The 17,212-nt window shown below is 58.2% G+C and carries 16 protein-coding genes; 12 read left to right on the top strand and 4 right to left on the bottom strand.

The genetic code is table 11. From position 1 onward, the window contains the following. The first annotated feature begins 19 nt into the window (after positions 1-19). Positions 20-796: an enoyl-CoA hydratase-related protein gene (locus ACR0DY_RS02215; protein WP_209504018.1), complete on the top strand. Its 777-nt coding sequence runs from the start codon at positions 20-22 to the stop codon at positions 794-796. Positions 797-802: 6 nt separating this feature from the next. Here ACR0DY_RS02215 and bmt read toward each other — a convergent pair whose 3' ends face one another. Both bmt and ACR0DY_RS02205 read right to left on the bottom strand, forming a co-directional pair. Then, entirely contained in the window at positions 803-1,816 is a 1,014-nt protein-coding gene (gene bmt / locus ACR0DY_RS02210; protein WP_480545607.1) for a betaine--homocysteine S-methyltransferase, read from the bottom strand. A gap of 124 nt (positions 1,817-1,940) precedes the next feature. Next, the gene (locus ACR0DY_RS02205) at positions 1,941-2,261 is read right to left on the bottom strand and encodes a DUF1476 domain-containing protein (protein WP_480472609.1); all 321 of its coding nucleotides are present in this window, start codon (positions 2,259-2,261) and stop codon (positions 1,941-1,943) included. Between the two features lie 186 nt (positions 2,262-2,447). On the opposite strand from ACR0DY_RS02205, the gene purC reads away from it, so the two are divergent. From purC to ACR0DY_RS02170, 7 genes are all read left to right on the top strand, one after another. Beyond that, on the top strand, positions 2,448-3,203 hold the full coding sequence (purC, locus tag ACR0DY_RS02200) for a phosphoribosylaminoimidazolesuccinocarboxamide synthase (RefSeq protein WP_209504015.1): 756 nt from the start codon (positions 2,448-2,450) through the stop codon (positions 3,201-3,203). Positions 3,204-3,488: 285 nt separating this feature from the next. Then, positions 3,489-3,719, top strand: a complete 231-nt coding sequence (gene purS / locus ACR0DY_RS02195) for a phosphoribosylformylglycinamidine synthase subunit PurS (protein WP_117872765.1) — start codon at positions 3,489-3,491, stop codon at positions 3,717-3,719. Between the two features lie 3 nt (positions 3,720-3,722). After that, the gene (locus ACR0DY_RS02190; protein ID WP_480623073.1) at positions 3,723-4,766 is read left to right on the top strand and encodes a zinc-dependent alcohol dehydrogenase family protein; all 1,044 of its coding nucleotides are present in this window, start codon (positions 3,723-3,725) and stop codon (positions 4,764-4,766) included. An 11-nt stretch (positions 4,767-4,777) separates the two neighbouring features. Next, positions 4,778-5,446, top strand: coding sequence for a phosphoribosylformylglycinamidine synthase subunit PurQ (gene purQ / locus ACR0DY_RS02185; RefSeq protein WP_267364602.1), 669 nt, complete (start codon positions 4,778-4,780; stop codon positions 5,444-5,446). Positions 5,447-5,515: 69 nt separating this feature from the next. Continuing rightward, positions 5,516-7,261 carry a sensor histidine kinase gene (locus tag ACR0DY_RS02180; protein WP_480481076.1) on the top strand — a complete coding sequence of 582 codons (1,746 nt, stop codon included), beginning with the start codon at positions 5,516-5,518 and terminating at the stop codon, positions 7,259-7,261. Between the two features lie 12 nt (positions 7,262-7,273). Next, a complete protein-coding gene (locus tag ACR0DY_RS02175; protein ID WP_480476731.1) occupies positions 7,274-8,608 on the top strand; it encodes a sigma-54-dependent transcriptional regulator in 1,335 nt (444 codons plus the stop codon). Positions 8,609-9,110: 502 nt separating this feature from the next. Further along, a complete protein-coding gene (locus ACR0DY_RS02170) occupies positions 9,111-11,903 on the top strand; it encodes an Rne/Rng family ribonuclease (RefSeq protein ID WP_480545605.1) in 2,793 nt (930 codons plus the stop codon). Positions 11,904-11,946: 43 nt separating this feature from the next. On the opposite strand, the gene ACR0DY_RS02165 is transcribed toward ACR0DY_RS02170, so the two are convergent. Next, on the bottom strand, positions 11,947-12,180 hold the full coding sequence (locus ACR0DY_RS02165; RefSeq protein WP_480481072.1) for a sulfurtransferase TusA family protein: 234 nt from the start codon (positions 12,178-12,180) through the stop codon (positions 11,947-11,949). A 106-nt stretch (positions 12,181-12,286) separates the two neighbouring features. Between ACR0DY_RS02165 and ACR0DY_RS02160 the strand changes: the two genes are divergently transcribed. The 4 genes from ACR0DY_RS02160 to ACR0DY_RS02145 all read left to right on the top strand — a co-directional run bounded on the left by ACR0DY_RS02160 (position 12,287) and on the right by ACR0DY_RS02145 (position 16,605). Continuing rightward, positions 12,287-13,039, top strand: coding sequence for a cytochrome c biogenesis CcdA family protein (locus tag ACR0DY_RS02160; RefSeq protein WP_480481070.1), 753 nt, complete (start codon positions 12,287-12,289; stop codon positions 13,037-13,039). Positions 13,040-13,101: 62 nt separating this feature from the next. Beyond that, a complete protein-coding gene (locus ACR0DY_RS02155; RefSeq protein ID WP_480545604.1) occupies positions 13,102-14,304 on the top strand; it encodes a hypothetical protein in 1,203 nt (400 codons plus the stop codon). Continuing rightward, positions 14,301-15,650 (top strand): cytochrome P450, encoded by a 1,350-nt coding sequence (locus tag ACR0DY_RS02150; RefSeq protein WP_480545603.1) that lies wholly within the window; start codon positions 14,301-14,303, stop codon positions 15,648-15,650. The genes ACR0DY_RS02155 and ACR0DY_RS02150 overlap by 4 nt, the downstream gene beginning before the upstream one ends. A 73-nt stretch (positions 15,651-15,723) precedes the next feature. Further along, a complete protein-coding gene (locus ACR0DY_RS02145; RefSeq protein WP_480545602.1) occupies positions 15,724-16,605 on the top strand; it encodes a fructose bisphosphate aldolase in 882 nt (293 codons plus the stop codon). Positions 16,606-16,608: 3 nt separating this feature from the next. Here ACR0DY_RS02145 and ACR0DY_RS02140 read toward each other — a convergent pair whose 3' ends face one another. Continuing rightward, positions 16,609-17,211 (bottom strand): DNA-3-methyladenine glycosylase I, encoded by a 603-nt coding sequence (locus ACR0DY_RS02140; RefSeq protein WP_480545601.1) that lies wholly within the window; start codon positions 17,209-17,211, stop codon positions 16,609-16,611. Position 17,212 lies beyond the last annotated feature (1 nt).

The following is a 17,212-nucleotide window of genomic DNA, read 5'->3' as shown; positions in this document are numbered from 1 at the left end:
GCGCGAAGGAAAAGTCTTCATGAATTACGAAACGGTTCTATTGGACATATCGGACGGTCTGGCGGTTCTGACCCTGAACAGACCGGACAAGATGAACGCGCTGACCACTCGGATGCGGGCAGAGATTACCCACGCGATGAAAGACGCCGCGGTTAAAGCGCGTTGTATCGTTATCACTGGGGCAGGTCCGGCGTTTTGTTCCGGGCAGGATCTGGGCGATGCATCATCGACCGGTAAGATCGATCTGGAACGATCATTGCGCGACGAATACGAGCCGATGCTGGAAACCATCCACAGCTGTCCGGTTCCGACGATCGCTGCTGTAAACGGACCTGCTGCGGGGGCAGGGGCCAACCTTGCGCTGTGTGCGGATGTGGTTATTGCAACGGAGAGTGCGTATTTCCTGCAGGCTTTTGCACGTATCGGCTTGCTGCCCGATGCCGGGGGCACTTGGTTCATGCCGCGTCAGATGGGCTTGGCCAAAGCAATGGGGGCCGCCTTGTTTGCTGACAAGATCAGCGCCCGGCAGGCCGAAGAATGGGGCATGATCTGGGAAGCTGTCCCCGATGATGCGTTTGCCGCACATTGGCACAAAAGGGCAGAATATCTGGCCAAAGGTCCAACCGCCGCCTATGGCGCGATCAAGCGTGCCATCCGCGGGACCTACGAAAACACATTGCAGCAGCAGCTTGCAACCGAGGCGCATCTTCAAGGTGAATGTGGCCGGTCGCGGGATTTTGCAGAAGGTGTGGTGGCGTTCATGGAAAAACGCCCTCCGAAATTCGAAGGGCGTTGATAAGCGTCAGGCGCGGCGACGGCGACGCGTGCGGCGTTCGGGGCCTGCGTCGTCCTCGGTTCCGTCCGAAGCCGACGAGAACGGCCCCAGTGCCTCGGTGATCTGATCCAGTGTCGGGCGCTCGCCGCGCGAAGTGGTATCCAGCGCTTCGCGCATTTTGCGCAGATGATCAGGCATGGTCCCGCAGCACCCGCCGATGATTGTTGCGCCCGAATCCCGTGCCATGGCAGCATACCGACCCATCAGTTCGGGTGTCCCGTCATAATGGATATGGCCATCCACGTATTTCGGGATGCCCGCATTGCCCTTTGAGATCAGCGGACGCTCGGTGCCTTGCGCTGCAAAACCCAGAACCGTGCGCAGGATATCCGACGCGCCGGTTCCACAATTGGCCCCAAAAGCGATCGGTGGGTTTGGCAAGGTTTCGACCAAAAGCGCAAGATCGGCCGAGGTGACACCCATCATCGTGCGCCCGGCCGTGTCAAAGCTCATCGTGCCGCACCAGGGCATGTCGGCCAGCGCAAAGGCCTCGGCTGCCGCGTGGAATTCCTCTGGCGCGCTGATGGTTTCCACCCAAAGAACGTCAACTCCGCCCGCTTTCAAAGCCTCGGCCTGTTCATGGAACATTTCAACCGCGTCGGAATGCGATAGGCTGCCGACCGGTTCCATAATCTCGCCGGTGGGTCCAACCGATCCGGCCACGACAATAGGGCGCCCGGCTTTGTCCGCGATTTCACGTCCAAGTTCTGCGCCGATACGGTTCAGCTCGCCCACGCGGTTCTGCGCATCATGCAGTTTCAGACGCGCCGCAGTGCCTCCAAACGTGTTGGTCAGAAACAGGTCGCTGCCCGCGTCGACGGAACCCTGATACAGCGCCCTGATCTTGTCCGGAGCATCCACATTCCACAGCTCAGGCGCGTCACCTGATTGCAGACCCATGTTAAATAAATTGGTCCCCGTTGCACCGTCCGCAAGGATGGCGTCTTTGGTGTCCAGAAGTTTGCTCAGCGCGTTTGTCATAGGGTTATTCCAGAAAAAGCGTATAAACGCTGCAAAAAAACAGAGACGCCCCGTGTCTCATGACCAGGGCGTCAAATCAATTTCATAAAACTCATGAAGATCATGAATTTTGCATTTCAGGCAATCAGTGCTCGCCTTCCACCATCACCTGTTCTTTGGCTTCAACCAGAAGCTCGGCCATTTTCGAACGGATCGTGGCTTCATCCGCAAGATCACCCAAGTAGGCTTTGACCGCCTCGACAACATCGTCTTCGCCGACATGCTGTAGGTCGGTATGAACCAGTTCCTGGCCGTATTTCCGTGCCTGTTCAACAGTTTCGCCCTTCAGCGCAGACGCCCAGACAGCCATAAAGCGGTTGCGGCGCATCCGAGCGATGAACTGCATCTTTTCGTCATGGGCGAATTTGCTTTCAAACGCGGCTTCACGTTCGTCGAATGTGGTCATTGGTTGGGGACCCCTTGGATTACCGTTTCTCACTGATGATATGACAATAGGACACTCTGGGTGCAAGGTATTTGCGCTGCGTCAAAGGCCCTCGGGGCAGCGAACTTGCGGGAACGCAGGGCTTGCACTATGAGGACGCCAACGTGAAGGGACTCATTCCCTTTCGCCAGTCTGGAAAGGTCGCTTATGGCGCGTCGCAAGAAAATCTACGAAGGCAAGGCCAAAATTCTGTATGAAGGCCCCGAACCGGGCACCATCGTACAGTATTTCAAGGATGACGCCACCGCGTTCAATGCCGAGAAGAAAGACGTGATTGACGGCAAAGGCGTGCTGAACAACCGTTTGTCCGAGTTCTTCATGACCGGGCTGACCCAGATTGGTATTCCGAACCACTTCATCCGGCGCCTGAATATGCGCGAACAGCTGGTGCGCAACTGCGAGATCATTCCACTGGAAGTGATCGTGCGCAATTACGCGGCCGGTTCGATGTCGAAACGTCTTGGCATCGCAGAAGGGACGCAATTGCCACGTCCGATCGTTGAATATTGCTTCAAGGATGATGCTTTGGGCGATCCTCTTGTCACCGAGGAACATATTGCCGCGTTTGGCTGGGCCAGCCAGCAGGACATGGACGACATCCTCAGCCTCGCGCTGCGCGTGAACGATTTCCTGAGCGGCGTGATGCTGGCGGTGGGTATTCGTCTGGTTGACTTCAAGATCGAAATCGGGCGCGTGTTTGAAGGCGACTATCAGCGGCTGGTCGTTGCGGATGAAATCAGCCCGGACAGCTGCCGCCTGTGGGATATCAAGACCGGTCAGAAACTGGACAAGGATGTATTCCGCCGCGATCTGGGCAGTCTGACAGATGCCTATTCCGAGGTCGCCCGAAGACTGGGTGTGCTGCCTGCCAGCAACGTCACCAAGCCGACGCTGATCAACTAAATACCACGCCTTAGAAACGCCGCCCCCTCAGGGCGGCGTTTTGTCTTTGCCAAGTTGTTGGTAGAGCAGGGTGTTTGCGTGTGGCCGGGCCGTTTGATCAGATGACTATTCCGAAGCTTCCAGCTGCCGTGCCAACAAAACTACTCAGGTCCAACTGACGGTGCGGGATCGTCACCTACCTGCGGCAAACTGCGTTTGAAACAGGGTTGTCGAAACCCATCAGGCGCGCTATCCCCCGCGCAACGAAATGGGCCTTGTATGCGGCCCTCAGGTGGAGTTGCCAAAATGAAAGCACGGGTTCATGTGATGCTCAAGAACGGGGTGCTGGACCCGCAGGGCGAAGCAGTACGGCACGCATTGGGTGCAATGGGCTTTGATCAGGTCGAAGGCGTACGTCAGGGCAAAGTCATCGATCTTGAGCTTGCCGATGGCGCAACCGAGGCAGACGTGACCGAGATGTGCGAAAAGCTTTTGGCCAACACCGTCATCGAACGCTACGAGATCGAACTGGTCTGATTGATGCGGGCCGCGCGTCTGATCACCTATCGTCAACCGCTTGAGGTGTCGACGATCCCCGATCCGGTTCCCGCCGAAGACGGTGTTGTGGTGCGAGTGCTGGCCTGCGGTGTGTGCCGGTCCGACTGGCACGCGTGGTCGGGCTCAGACCCGGACGTTGTCCTGCCCATGACACCCGGTCACGAGTTTTGCGGCGAGGTGGTCTCGGTCGGTGCGCGCGTTAAACGGTGGCGTGTTGGGGACCGGGTGATTGCGCCCTTTATCCTTGCCTGTGGGCATTGCCCGGACTGCGCAAAGGGTCATCAGACAATCTGTCCGAACCAGGTCGTGCCCGGCTTTACCTGTGACGGGGCTTTTGCTGAATATGTTGCCGTGGCTCATGCCGATGCCAACCTGACATCCTTGCCCGACAGCATCGCGCCTGAAATCGCCGCCGCATTGGGGTGCCGCGTAACCACGGCGTGGCAGGCGCTTGTTGGCCGGGCGCAGGTGCAGGGTGGTGAGTGGATTGCTGTATTTGGCGGCGGCGGTGTCGGAATATCAACGCTTCTTCTTGGCAAGGCGCTCGGCACGCGTGTTATCGTAGTCGATGTCGCCGAGGACAAGCTGGCCTATGCCAAAACTCTGGGCGCCGACGCGGTGGTCAATGCCGCGACATGTGATGCCCCACAGGCGGTGAAAGACATCACCGGTGGCGGCGCCGATGTTGCGATCGAGGCGCTTGGCGTCGAAGCCACGACCGTTTCCGCCATGCGATCCCTGCGCAAAATGGGGCGCATGGTGCAAATCGGAATGCCCACGGGGGACCATGCACAGATGTCGTTGCCGATGGATGTGCTCTATTCTGGTCAGCTCTCCGTATTTGGCACCCGTGGGATGCCAAGCTGGCGCTATCCGTCGCTGTTGTCGCTGATCGCGGGTCAAGGGGTCGACCTGAGCCCGCTGGTGACCCGGAAAATAACCCTGAACCAGGTAAGCGCCGAGCTTGCCGCTTTTGACCATCCAACGCCTCCGGGTGTTGCGGTTGTCACAGATTTTGTCTCGTAGGAGGGCCCGCCATGCGTGCAGCCGTAATCGTATTCCCCGGATCCAACTGTGACCGAGATCTTGCCGTCGCCTTTGAGCAGGCCGGTTTTCAGGTCGATATGGTCTGGCACAAAGACGCGGCTTTGCCCAAAGGTATTGATATCGTGGGTGTGCCGGGCGGGTTCTCTTACGGAGATTACCTGCGTTGCGGCGCAATCGCGGCGCAATCGCCGATTTGCAAGGCCGTGGTCGAACACACGCAACGTGGCGGTTATGCCGTTGGAATTTGCAACGGTTTTCAGGTTCTGACCGAAACCGGCATTTTGCCGGGCGCCTTGCTGCGTAATGCCGGGCTGAAATACATCTGCAAGACCGTTGGCCTAAGGGTTGAAACCAGCGACAGCGCGTTTACCAGCGGTTACAACGCAGGCGATGTGATCGGTATTCCGATTGCGCACCACGATGGCAACTATTTTGCGGATGACACGACACTGGCCGCTTTGAAAGATCAGGACCGGATCGCGTTCACCTATGCCGAAAACCCGAACGGCTCGGTCGGGGATATCGCCGGGATCCTGTCGGAAAACCGCCGCGTGCTTGGAATGATGCCGCACCCCGAACGCGCAGCAGATCAGGGCCATGGCGGCACAGATGGGGTGGCGTTGTTCCGCGCATTGTCAGGTGTGTTTGAAGCGGCGTGACTTGAGGTCTCGCCCGCCGGGGCGTAACCTTTCGCCATGAACCCCGAAGTTCGATCTGGCTGGTCAAATATGTTGAAACCGTTTCGTGGTGCACCGCTGGGCTGGCGGTTGCGGCTGGCGGTTCTTGTTCTGCTGGTCGCGACAATTGCAACGGTGTGGGTCACGAACCGGCTGTTGACCGACAGGTTCACCGAATCCACGCGCAACCGGGCGGAACTGCGGCTGACGCTGTATTCGGGCAACTTGCTGAGTGAACTGCGCCGCAACTCGATTGTTCCGCAATTGCTTGCCCGCGACCCGACGTTGATTTCGGCATTGCAGTCAGGCGATTACACCCTGTCGACACAGCGCCTTATTTCATTCGTGGAAGAGATTGGCGCGGCCTCACTGGTATTGCTGGACAGCGACGGGCGCACAGTTGCCGCGACCGACCGGAACAGGTTGGGCGAGGGGCACCGGAACACACCCTATTTTGTGGATGCGATCCGCTCGAACGCGACGATATTTTCCGTTATTCCCAAGGATGCAGGCGGATACAGCTTTGTGTATTCGCGCCGGTTGGAGAACGGGGCGGAGTTTCTGGGGGTGATCGTCGTCGAGGTTGACCTGCAGAAGTTCGAACGCGCCTGGGCCGGTATCTCGGATGCAGTGATGGTTACCGACAGCACCGGCAACATCATTCTGTCTACTGAACCCCGGTGGCGCGGGCTGGATGAGAACACGGCGATGCTGCGCCAACCTCCACAAGGTGCGATCCAGCGCGCCATCCGAGCAACAACCGATTGGACCGCGCTGCCGCCTGATGCCTATCTTCAGGGCGAAGCTGTGATGCGGATCGAGACGCGCATTCCGTTCCGCGGCTGGCAGATGACCTCGTTCACGACCTATGCCTCGATCCGGGAAAAGGTGAACAGCGTTCTGGCGCTGGAAATCATGGGGTTTGCGATTCTTCTGGCGCTTGCGTTCTATGCGTTGAGCCGCCGTGCCACGTTGCGCATGACCCTGTTCCAGCGCGAGTCGGCAGAGCTTCGCGCATTGAACGCGCGGCTGCAGCGGGAAATCGCTGAACGTGAACGGGTTGAAAAGACGCTGGATTTGGCAGAACAGACTCTTGCGCAAAGCTCGAAACTGGCTGCCCTGGGCGAGATGTCGGCGGCGGTCAGTCACGAGCTGAACCAGCCACTGGCGGCGATGAAAACCTATCTGGCCGGGGCCCGCCTGTTGCTGCGCCGCAACCGCCCGGAAGAGGCCCTTGCCAGCTTTGGCCGCATCGATGGTCTGATCGAACGGATGGGGGCAATTACCCGGCAGCTCAAGTCTTATGCGCGCAAGGGTGCGGATGCGTTTTCACCAGTAAATCTTGGTGAAGCGCTGGCCTCGTCCCTGTCGATGATGGAGCCGCAATTGCGTCAGCGACACGTGAAGATCACACAGATCGTACCAGAGGAACCCGTGATCGTGATGGGGGACCGAATGCGCATCGAGCAGGTCATGGTCAACCTCTTGCGAAACGCGCTGGACGCCACCAAATCAGTGGCGGAGCCAGATGTGGAAATCATCCTGGCAGCTGGTGACACGGCTGTGCTGACCGTACGCGACAACGGGCACGGAATCGAGGATATCGAAAACCTGTTCGAGCCGTTCTACACAACCAAACAGCCCGGAGACGGTGTTGGTCTGGGGCTTGCCATCTCGTCGGGGATCGTGAACGACCATGGGGGACGGCTGACTGCACGCAACGGCCAATATGGCGGTGCGGTGTTTGAAATGCAGTTGCCTGCACTGGGAAGCGACGGCCTTGAAGCCGCGGAATAACGAGGAATGACTATGGCACAAGCCATGAAAATTGCCATTGTTGACGATGAACAGGACATGCGCCAATCGATCAGCCAGTGGCTCGCTTTGTCCGGCTATGACACGGAAACCTTCGCCAGCGCGGAAGATGCGCTCAAGGTGTTGGGTCCGGATTATCCGGGGATAGTGATTTCGGACATCAAGATGCCCGGAATGGACGGCATTCAGCTTCTCAAAAAGCTGATGGGCGCTGACAGCACCTTGCCCGTGATCATGATCACCGGTCACGGCGATGTTCCGATGGCTGTCGAGGCGATGCGTGTCGGTGCATTCGATTTCCTTGAAAAACCCTTCAACCCCGACCGCATGTCTGAACTGGCCAAACGGGCCAGCAATGCGCGGCGTCTGACGCTGGACAACCGCGCGCTGCGCCGGGAATTGTCCGGCGGCACCCAGATCATGAACAAACTGATCGGTGCCAGCCCGGTTATGGAACGCCTGCGCGAGGATATCCTCGATCTAGGTCAGGCGGATGGCCATGTGCTGATCGACGGAGAGACAGGGACCGGAAAGACGCTTGTCGCACACGCCCTGCATGCGGTTGGAAGCCGTGCCGGCAAGAAATTCGTGCTGGTGTCCTGCGCGGCGCACGAGGAAGACGCGTTGGCCAAACGTCTGTTTGGGCCGATGATGCCTGAAGACGCCCAATTGCCCGCCATCGAAGAGGCGCGGGGCGGAACGCTGGTTCTGGAAGATGTCGAAGCGCTCAACGATTCCCTGCAAGCCAAGCTGCTCAGCGTGATGAACGAGCAGGGCACGCCGGCCGAGACACGCATCGTAGCGATCTCGAACCTGCAAGAGGCGGGAAAAACCTCCGAAGATGTCTTACGGCCGGACCTGTTCTACCGACTGGCCGCCTTGCGCATCACCATGCCGCCCCTGCGCCAGAGGGGCGAGGATATTCTGACCCTGTTTACCCGTCTGAGCGAGCAGTTCGCCGAAGAATACGGCTGCGATGCGCCTCAGGTAAGCGCTCAGGAAGCCGCGCAACTGTTGCAGGCACCCTGGCCGGGGAACGTGCGCCAGTTGATCAACATTGCCGAACGCGCGGTGCTGCAATCGCGCCGTGGGTCCGGAACGATCGCCTCGCTGTTGATGTCGGATCACGAGGAAATGCAGCCGGTCATGACCACTGAAGGCAAGCCGCTGAAGGAATATGTCGAAGCCTTTGAACGGATGCTGATCGATAACACTATGCGGCGGCACAAAGGCTCAATCGCGTCTGTGATGGATGAGCTGTGCCTGCCGCGCCGGACGCTGAATGAAAAGATGGCCAAATACGGCCTCCAGCGGTCGGACTATCTGTAAACTTTGTGGCGGGGGCTCTGCCCCCGTCGCCTTTGGCGACTCCCCCGGGATATTTTTGGCCAGATGAAGGCGATCCCGCACGCCGTCGCAGGGGCGGTGCAGTTTGCCCATTGTCTTTTCCACAGGACTGCTTTTATTGTGTCCGGACGGGCCGGGCCAGTTTTGTGTCCATAAGCCCCGAATCATTGAGTTTCGCTGCTTTGCTGATGGTGATGACGGATTGTTCGCCGCAAAGCAGACCGATTGTGCCTCATTTGGGGCAATGTAGTACCTGAGTCCGACATGTCGGGCGAAAGGAATAATGGGCAGGCTGCGGCTAACGCGCCTGTCGGAGAAGAACCGCGATGACGCGCGCGCAACGATTGAGTGACCGGGCAGGGGGCCACAGCGCCAGACCCTGCCGCGCGCCGTCCAATATCGCCCTGACAAGACACCTCCCCAAATGTGCCTGTCCACCTGGACGGGTCAGGACAACGCGTTTGGCGCGGTGCACCAAGGACACATGGCTAAGAAAATGCTTATCGATGCCACCCACGCGGAGGAAACCCGCGTCGTGGTGGTCGACGGAAACAAGGTCGAGGAGTTCGATTTTGAATCCGAAAACAAGCGCCAGCTTGCTGGCAACATCTATCTTGCAAAAGTAACACGGGTTGAGCCGTCGCTTCAGGCGGCCTTTGTGGATTATGGCGGGAACCGGCACGGCTTCCTGGCGTTCTCGGAAATTCACCCGGACTATTACCAGATCCCCATCGCCGACCGCGAGGCGTTGATGGAGGAAGAGCGCGCTTATGCCGAGGCCATGAAGGCGCGGGATGAGGCCGACGAGGGCAAGCCGAAAAAGCGACGTTCGCGGTCCCGATCGAAGGCCGCGGATCTGAAGTCGGACGATTTGGTCGAAACGATGGAAGTTTCGACCGAGCCGACCGGTATGGAAACCATCGATTTTGACGACAGTGACGAAGCGGACATGGAGGTGCCCGAGGGGACATCGCCAATGGAAGTCGTCGCTGAAACACCTGTTGAGGAGCCTGAGGACAACGAAGCGCCGGAAGCTGTGTCAGATGACACTGCAGAGGAAGCGGCTTCGGAAGACGAGGCTGAGGTTGAAACAGTTGAGTCTTCACAAGACGACGCAGCAGGGGATTCTGATGACGCGGCGGATGCTTCAAGCGCTGACGATGGCGATGAAGCGTCTGAATTGTCTGAAGATGACCAGGACGCAGATGATGGCGACGCGGATGAAGAACACGCTGACGCTGCCGCGAAAGATGACACGATTGAATCCGTGGCCGAGGAAGACGACAGCGAAGACATCCGCCCTCCGCGCAAGCCACGCCCGCGCCGGTACAAGATTCAGGAAGTGATCAAAGTGCGCCAGGTGTTGCTGGTGCAAGTCGTCAAGGAAGAGCGCGGCAACAAAGGGGCGGCCCTGACGACATATCTGTCGCTGGCCGGTCGCTATTGTGTTCTGATGCCAAACACCGCCCGTGGCGGTGGGATCAGCCGCAAGATCACCAACGCGGTTGACCGCAAGAAACTGAAAGAAATCGCCGCGGATATTGATGTGCCCACAGGGGCGGGTTTGATTATCCGGACTGCGGGCGCCAAGCGCACCAAATCGGAAATCAAGCGCGACTATGAATACCTGCAACGCCTGTGGGAGCAGATCCGGGCATTGACCCTGGAATCCATCGCACCTGCGAAGATCTATGAAGAAGGCGATCTGATCAAACGGTCGATCCGGGACCTTTATAACCGCGATATCGATGAGGTTTTGGTCGAGGGCGAAGGCGGATACCGCATCGCCAAAGACTTCATGAAGATGATCATGCCGTCGCACGCCAAGAATGTGAAACGGTACGAGGACGCGCTGCCGCTGTTTGCACGCTATCAGGTGGAAAGCTACCTGGCGGGGATGTTCAACCCGACTGTTCAGCTGAAATCTGGCGGGTATATCGTGATCGGCGTGACCGAAGCGCTGGTGGCAATCGACGTGAACTCGGGCCGGGCCACGAAAGAAGGCTCGATCGAGGAAACGGCGCTGAAAACCAACCTTGAGGCTGCGGAAGAAGTGGCCCGCCAGTTGCGTCTGCGTGACCTTGCCGGTCTGATTGTCATCGATTTCATCGATATGGACGAGCGCAAGAACAATGCGTCCGTTGAAAAGCGTCTGAAGGACAAACTGAAAACCGACCGTGCCCGCATTCAGGTCGGTCGGATTTCAGGTTTTGGCCTGCTCGAGATGAGCCGTCAGAGGCTGCGCCCCGGTATGATCGAGGCGACCACGCAGCCATGCCCGGCATGCCACGGCACCGGCCTGATCCGTTCGGACGACAACATGGCACTGTCGATCCTGCGTCAGATCGAAGAGGAAGGCACCCGCCGCCGCTCACGCGAGGTTCTGGTGCGCTGCCCGGTCAGTATCGCGAACTTCCTGATGAACCAGAAGCGCGAGCATATTGCACAGATCGAATCGCGCTATGGCCTGTCTGTACGGATCGAAGGCGATGTGCATCTGGTCAGCCCGGATTTCTCGATGGAGAAATTCAAGACCGCCAGCCGCATCGTTCCCGAAGCGACAGCACCTGTTGTGTCGGTCGATGCCTCGCTGATGGATCTGGTCGATTCTTCGGAAGATGACGAAACCGAAGAGGATATCGCGCCGACCGAAGATGACACCAAACCCAAGCGCAAGCGCCGCCGTCGTCGTCGCAAGAAGGGCGGGGGCAATGGTGACGCGCCGGAACAGGGCGCGGATGACGGTGAAGGGGCAGAGCAGGAGGATGCCGCAGGCGAATCCGCTGAAACCGAGACCGCCGTCGAGGCAACCGAAGCCGAAGCGACGGAAGAGGAAAAACCCGCCAAACCCAAACGCAAGCGCGCTCCGCGCCGTCGTAAGAAAGATGCGGTGGCAGAAGAGGCTTCGGAACAGACAGAAGCAACTGATGCCGATGCCGGGGCTGATGCACCGACGGTTGAAGAGGCGGCCTCAGACGCTGAATCCGAACCTGCCGAGGCGACTGTCGCCGAGCAAAGCGAAGCCGCTGAGGCCGCTGATGCTGCGCCTGAAGCAACAGAGGTTGCCGAGCAGACTGAGGAAGTCGCCCAAGCTGAAGCGATCGTTGCGGTGGAAGAACCTGAAGTTCAATCTGCCGATGAGCCGGTCGAAGACGCGCCCGTGGAAGAAACACCCGTGGCAGCAGAACCTGAACCGGTGCTTGAAACTGTGGCAGATGAACCTGAGCCAGAATCCGACAGGCCCAAACGGCGCGGATGGTGGTCGTTGGGCAACTGATGAAAGGGCGGGCAGATTTGCCCGCCTTTTTCATATCATTAAGTCAGTCGGATTTTTGGATCAGATAGACCTGATGTTCGCCATCCAAATCCTGAGACAGCAATGTGTGGCCAGCTTCGGCGCAAAAATGCGGGACATCGATGATGGCTGCCGGGTCATCAGCCAGTACACGCAGCACAGAACCTTGCGGCATGGATTTTAGCCGTTTGCGGGCCTTGAGGACGGGCAGGGGGCACAGAAGGCCCAGCGCATCCAGCGTATCTGTAATCTCTGACATGATTTTCGGGATAGGGCGAAGTTGTAATATTGTCCAGATTCTAAGCACGAGGATGTGACTCATTGGCCCCGTGACGGACCGCCATTCATCACTTATGTGCTAAAACATGTTCGGAATAGAAATCATAGACGCGGGGCTGCTGCCCGCCATGTTTGTTGCCCTGCTGGGTGGCCTGATCAGCTTTCTGTCGCCTTGTGTGCTGCCCATCGTGCCGCCCTATCTGGCATATATGAGCGGTGTCACGATCAACGAGATGCAGGATGAGGCCCGCGCCCGGCGCAAGGCAACCATGTCAGCGCTGTTCTTTGTGTTGGGCCTGTCGACGGTTTTCCTGCTGTTGGGTTTCACTGCATCTGCCTTCGGGGCGTTTGTGCTGCAAAATCAGGTACTTTTCGCCAAACTGTCCGGTGCCGTTGTCATTGTCTTTGGTCTGCATTTCCTGAACGTCTTCCGCATCCCCTTTCTGGACCGCGAAGCGCGGATCGAAACCGGTGATTCCGGTGGCTCGGTCTTTGGTGCTTATATTCTTGGATTGGCCTTTGCATTCGGCTGGACGCCCTGTATCGGGCCCCAACTGGGCGCGATCCTGTCCCTTGCGGCATCCGAGGCCTCGGTGGCGCGTGGAACGCTGTTGCTGGGTGTTTATGCGGCTGGATTGGGTATTCCGTTTCTGCTGGCTGCCATGTTCCTCAACCGCTCTATGACGGTGATGAACCGGATCAAGCCCTATATGGGTGTGATCGAAAAGGTCATGGGCGGGCTGCTGCTGTTCGTGGGCATCATGCTGGTGACAGGCCTGTTCACACGCTTTAGCTGGTGGTTGCTGGAAACCTTCCCGGCACTTGCGAATTTCGGCTGAGCGTCTGCCCCCCTTACCTTGACCTAAAGCCTGCGTTAACCTGCGCGGCAGAAGGTAAAGGCATGAGCAGTCAGAGAAATCAGTCACAGGTGCGCAAACGCCGGGTGTTCTACATCCCCGGTTATGACCCGATGCCGCCGCGACGATATCGCGAGCTTTACCGAACCGAGTCGCAAGCGCAGGCCCGGATTTCAGGATATGAGATCACGATTGCCCCTAAGTCCGCAAAAGGTCTGTTCGGCTGGTCCGTGACATCAATGCAGGACGGTGCGTCTGTTGAGACAGAGATCGAAGTACTGGTCTGGTCAGACATCGTGCGCGACAGCATGTCCGCATCGATCCCAGCAACCTATGCGAAGTTGGCGCACACGGCGTGGATATACATTTCGACCGGTGCTTTGTGGCGCCTCATGCGGTTGCGCAAAGGCCCGGTGATTGCGGCGCTCTATCCGGTGGCGATGTTGGTGTCTCAGTTGCTGGTTGCGCTTGCGGTCGTGTGGGCATCTGTGGTTGTGGCCGGCTGGTGGGGCCTGTTTCCGGGTATCGCCGTTGCGGTTGCGCTGATGCTGTGGTTCCGCAAGATCGACAACCGGTTGTTTGCCTACTACCTGATGCATGATTACGCCTATTCCGCACAGTTAAAGGGGGAAACTCCGCTAAAACTGAAGGACAGGCTGGCCGCATTCCGCAAAGCGATTGAAGCCGCGCTGATATCCGGTGTGGATGAGGTTCTGGTGGTGGGCCACAGTTCGGGTGCGCATCTGGGGGTGTCTGTTCTGGCCGACCTGATCCGCGACAGGGCCGTGCCGCAACAGGGGGCAGAGTTGTCGTTCCTCAGCCTGGGGCAGGTGATGCCTATGGTGTCCTTTCTGCCAAATGCGCATGGCCTTCGGTCCGACCTTCAACTCCTGTCTTCCAGTCCGGACATCACGTGGGTCGATGTCTCGGCCCCCGGGGATGGCTGCGCATTTGCGCTGTGTGATCCGGTGGCCGTTACAGGGGTGGCCGGGCCGGACAAACGCTGGCCCCTTGTCCTGTCGGCGGCCTTTACGCAAACTCTGGCGCCTGAACGTTGGAAAGCCCTGCGCTGGCGGTTCTTCCGGCTGCATTTTCAGTACCTTTGCGTATTCGATACGCCGGGTGTTTACGACTATTTCCGAATTACGGCAGGCCCTTTGACGCTGAAACAGCGGTTCCTTGGGCGCACACCTTCGCGCAGCCGGATTGAGACGCCTGTGTCCAAATACACGTCGGTTCGCCCATGAACCCGCCCAAGCCCCAGCCGCGCGCAGACAAGGTTTCCCTATTGCGTTACCTGAAACTGTTTCGTCAGGATCTGCTGTCTGCACAGCCAGCGCGCCTTTATCGCGCGTGGATGGCCGAATTCAGGACACCCTTCTTCCGGTCCTTCCTGGTCAATGAACCGGACCTGATTGACATCGTCCTCAGGAAAAGCCCCGAAGATTTTCCTAAATCGGGCCGGATCAGCGAAGGCCTGCGCCCCTTGCTTGGAAATTCGGTGTTTCTAACCAATGGAGAGACGTGGAAACGTCAGCGACGCATCATTGACCCGGCATTTGAGGGCGGGCGGCTGAAAGACACGTTTCCCGCCATGCTGGCCGCAGCAGACGCTTGTGTTGAGCGGTTGCGCCCCCATGTCGGCAAACAGATCGAAGTCGAAGAACAGACAAGCCACGCCGCAGCAGATGTGATTTTTCGCACCTTGTTTTCGGTGCCGATCGACCACGCCATAGCCAGCAAGGTGTTTGAAAAGTTCCGCAACTACCAGCGCGAACAACCTCTGCTGAACCTTGCAGCTTTCGTTCCGCTGCCCAAATGGATGCCTCGGTTCCACTCCCGGACGACACGGAAAAACGCCGAAGACATTCGTAACCTGATCACTGACCTGACCCATGAGCGGGCAGAGGCGATCAAGGCCGGAACCGCCCCCGATGATCTGGCAACCAAGATCATGACAACCGCTGACCCTGAAACCGGTCAGTTTTTCGGGCCCAAAGAAATGGTTGATCAGGTCGCGATCTTCTTTCTGGCAGGCCATGAAACCAGCGCATCGGCCCTGGCGTGGACATTGTATCTGCTGGCGCTTTATCCCGAATGGCAGGAAAGGATTACTGACGAAGCTGCCGCTCTGGACGACCCGACCTTTGCCTCGGTTTCCAAACTCAAGATCAGCCGCGACGTGTTTCGCGAGGCACTGCGCCTGTACCCACCGGTTCCCATGATGGTGCGAGAGGCCAAGTGCCCACACCAGTTCCGAAACAGAGACGTTCCCAACGGGTCACAAATCGTAATCAGCCCCTGGCACCTGCACCGTCACGAACGGTTATGGGACAATCCCGATGGCTTTGACCCGACCCGCTGGAACAGTGAAAACGGCAAAACATGCCAGCGTAAGGCATATATCCCGTTTTCCGCAGGTCCCCGCGTCTGTACCGGGGCCGGGTTTGCCATGGTCGAAGGGCCGCTGATCCTGTCGATGCTGGTGCGGAATTTCAAATTCGAAACAATCAGCGGCAAAACGCCGGTTCCGGTGGCCCATCTGACCGTTCGATCCAGGGATGGCATATGGTTGCGGCTGGTTGAGCGCTAACAAACTACCATCGGTCCTGACTGTGATGTATGCGGGGGAAGACATCGGAATCATCATTGAACGGGAAAACATTATGGCCAAAGCAGAACAGCGCGCGCAGATGATCAACGGCGCAGGCTTTATCGCGGCATTGGATCAAAGCGGCGGCTCGACCCCGAAAGCTCTGGCGTTGTACGGCGTTGACGCGTCGACCTACGGCTCGGACGCTGAGATGTTCGGCGAAATTCAAAAGATGCGCGCGCGGATCATTCTGGCAAATGACTTCACCAAAGACAAAGTCATCGGTGCGATCCTGTTCGAACGCACCCTTGGTGAAGAGATCGAGGGCCGCAAAGTCGCTGATTACCTCTGGTCGGTCAAAGGAATCGTGCCATTCCTGAAAATCGACAAGGGCCTTGAGGATCAGGCCAACGGTGTTCAGTTGATGAAACCGATCCCCGGTCTGGCCGACACGCTGGCTAAGGCAGAAGGCGTGTTCGGTACCAAAGAACGTTCGGTCATCCACGAGGCCAATGCCGAAGGCATCGCGGCCGTGGTTGCCCAGCAATTCGACGTTGCCCGTGAAGTGACTGACGCCGGAATGGTTCCGATCGTCGAGCCTGAGGTCAACATTCATTCAGAAACCAAGGCTGAGGCCGAGGAGATTCTGAAAGCTGAAATCCTGAAGAACCTCGACCAGCTGGGTGAGGGGCAGGAGGTCATGCTGAAGCTGACGATCCCGACACAGGCAAACCTGTATGACGAACTGGCCGACCATCCGCGTGTTCTGCGCGTTGTCGCGCTGTCAGGCGGGTATTCGACCGAAGAGGCCTGCAACCTGTTGGAACAGAACGGCAAAATGATCGCGTCTTTCTCGCGCGCACTGACCGAAGGTCTGTCGAAACAGCAATCGGACGCCGAATTCAACACCGCTTTGGGCGGCAATATCGACAAGATATTCAAAGCCTCTGTCTGATCCTCAGACAGGTTTCGTGAAAGAGCGGCGCAACTGTGCCGCTTTTTTTCTGCTGATACAGCCTTCGGCATGGTCATTGACCAGCCCCATGGCCTGCATGAACGCAAACACCGTCGTGGGACCAACAAATTTCCAGCCCCGTTTCTTGAGGTCCTTCGACATTGCCACCGACTCGGGCGATGTGGATGTCGATTGTGGCGGCGGCGGGGTTTCCGCCTCATACCGCCAGACAAAAGCCGCCAGCGATCCTTCCGATGCCACCAGTTCCTGCACGCGGCGGGCGTTGTTGATCACCGCCTCGATCTTGCCCCGGTGGCGAATGATCCCATCATTTTGCAGCAGACGTTCAACATCGGCTTCAGAGAACTCGGCCATCTTGTTGAAATCAAACCCGTAAAACGCTTCTCGGAAATTCTCGCGCTTGTTCAGGATCGTGCGCCAGCTAAGACCCGACTGAAAGCTTTCCAGGCACAGTTTCTCGAACAGTCGCTGGTCATCCGAGACCGGAAAGCCCCATTCGGTGTCATGATAGTCAAAAAATTCCGGCGCCGCCTGGCACCAGGAACACCGAGGTTGACCGTCAGGTCCCAATACCGTGTTTCCCATG

It is taken from the genome of Ruegeria sp. O6, assembly GCF_056535045.1.
This window is presented reverse-complemented; position numbering and strand designations above follow the sequence as displayed.

Coding starts and splice junctions, on each gene's coding strand:
- purQ (WP_267364602.1), top strand. CDS start 4,778: ATGCGTGCAGCCGTAATCGTATTCCCCGGATCCAACTGTGACCGAGAT.
- ACR0DY_RS02165 (WP_480481072.1), bottom strand. CDS start 12,180: ATGTCAGAGATTACAGATACGCTGGATGCGCTGGGCCTTCTGTGCCCC.
- purS (WP_117872765.1), top strand. CDS start 3,489: ATGAAAGCACGGGTTCATGTGATGCTCAAGAACGGGGTGCTGGACCCG.
- ACR0DY_RS02150 (WP_480545603.1), top strand. CDS start 14,301: ATGAACCCGCCCAAGCCCCAGCCGCGCGCAGACAAGGTTTCCCTATTG.
- ACR0DY_RS02205 (WP_480472609.1), bottom strand. CDS start 2,261: ATGACCACATTCGACGAACGTGAAGCCGCGTTTGAAAGCAAATTCGCC.
- ACR0DY_RS02215 (WP_209504018.1), top strand. CDS start 20: ATGAATTACGAAACGGTTCTATTGGACATATCGGACGGTCTGGCGGTT.
- ACR0DY_RS02145 (WP_480545602.1), top strand. CDS start 15,724: ATGGCCAAAGCAGAACAGCGCGCGCAGATGATCAACGGCGCAGGCTTT.
- ACR0DY_RS02180 (WP_480481076.1), top strand. CDS start 5,516: ATGTTGAAACCGTTTCGTGGTGCACCGCTGGGCTGGCGGTTGCGGCTG.
- ACR0DY_RS02160 (WP_480481070.1), top strand. CDS start 12,287: ATGTTCGGAATAGAAATCATAGACGCGGGGCTGCTGCCCGCCATGTTT.
- ACR0DY_RS02140 (WP_480545601.1), bottom strand. CDS start 17,211: ATGGGAAACACGGTATTGGGACCTGACGGTCAACCTCGGTGTTCCTGG.
- ACR0DY_RS02175 (WP_480476731.1), top strand. CDS start 7,274: ATGGCACAAGCCATGAAAATTGCCATTGTTGACGATGAACAGGACATG.
- ACR0DY_RS02190 (WP_480623073.1), top strand. CDS start 3,723: ATGCGGGCCGCGCGTCTGATCACCTATCGTCAACCGCTTGAGGTGTCG.
- purC (WP_209504015.1), top strand. CDS start 2,448: ATGGCGCGTCGCAAGAAAATCTACGAAGGCAAGGCCAAAATTCTGTAT.
- ACR0DY_RS02155 (WP_480545604.1), top strand. CDS start 13,102: ATGAGCAGTCAGAGAAATCAGTCACAGGTGCGCAAACGCCGGGTGTTC.
- bmt (WP_480545607.1), bottom strand. CDS start 1,816: ATGACAAACGCGCTGAGCAAACTTCTGGACACCAAAGACGCCATCCTT.
- ACR0DY_RS02170 (WP_480545605.1), top strand. CDS start 9,111: ATGGCTAAGAAAATGCTTATCGATGCCACCCACGCGGAGGAAACCCGC.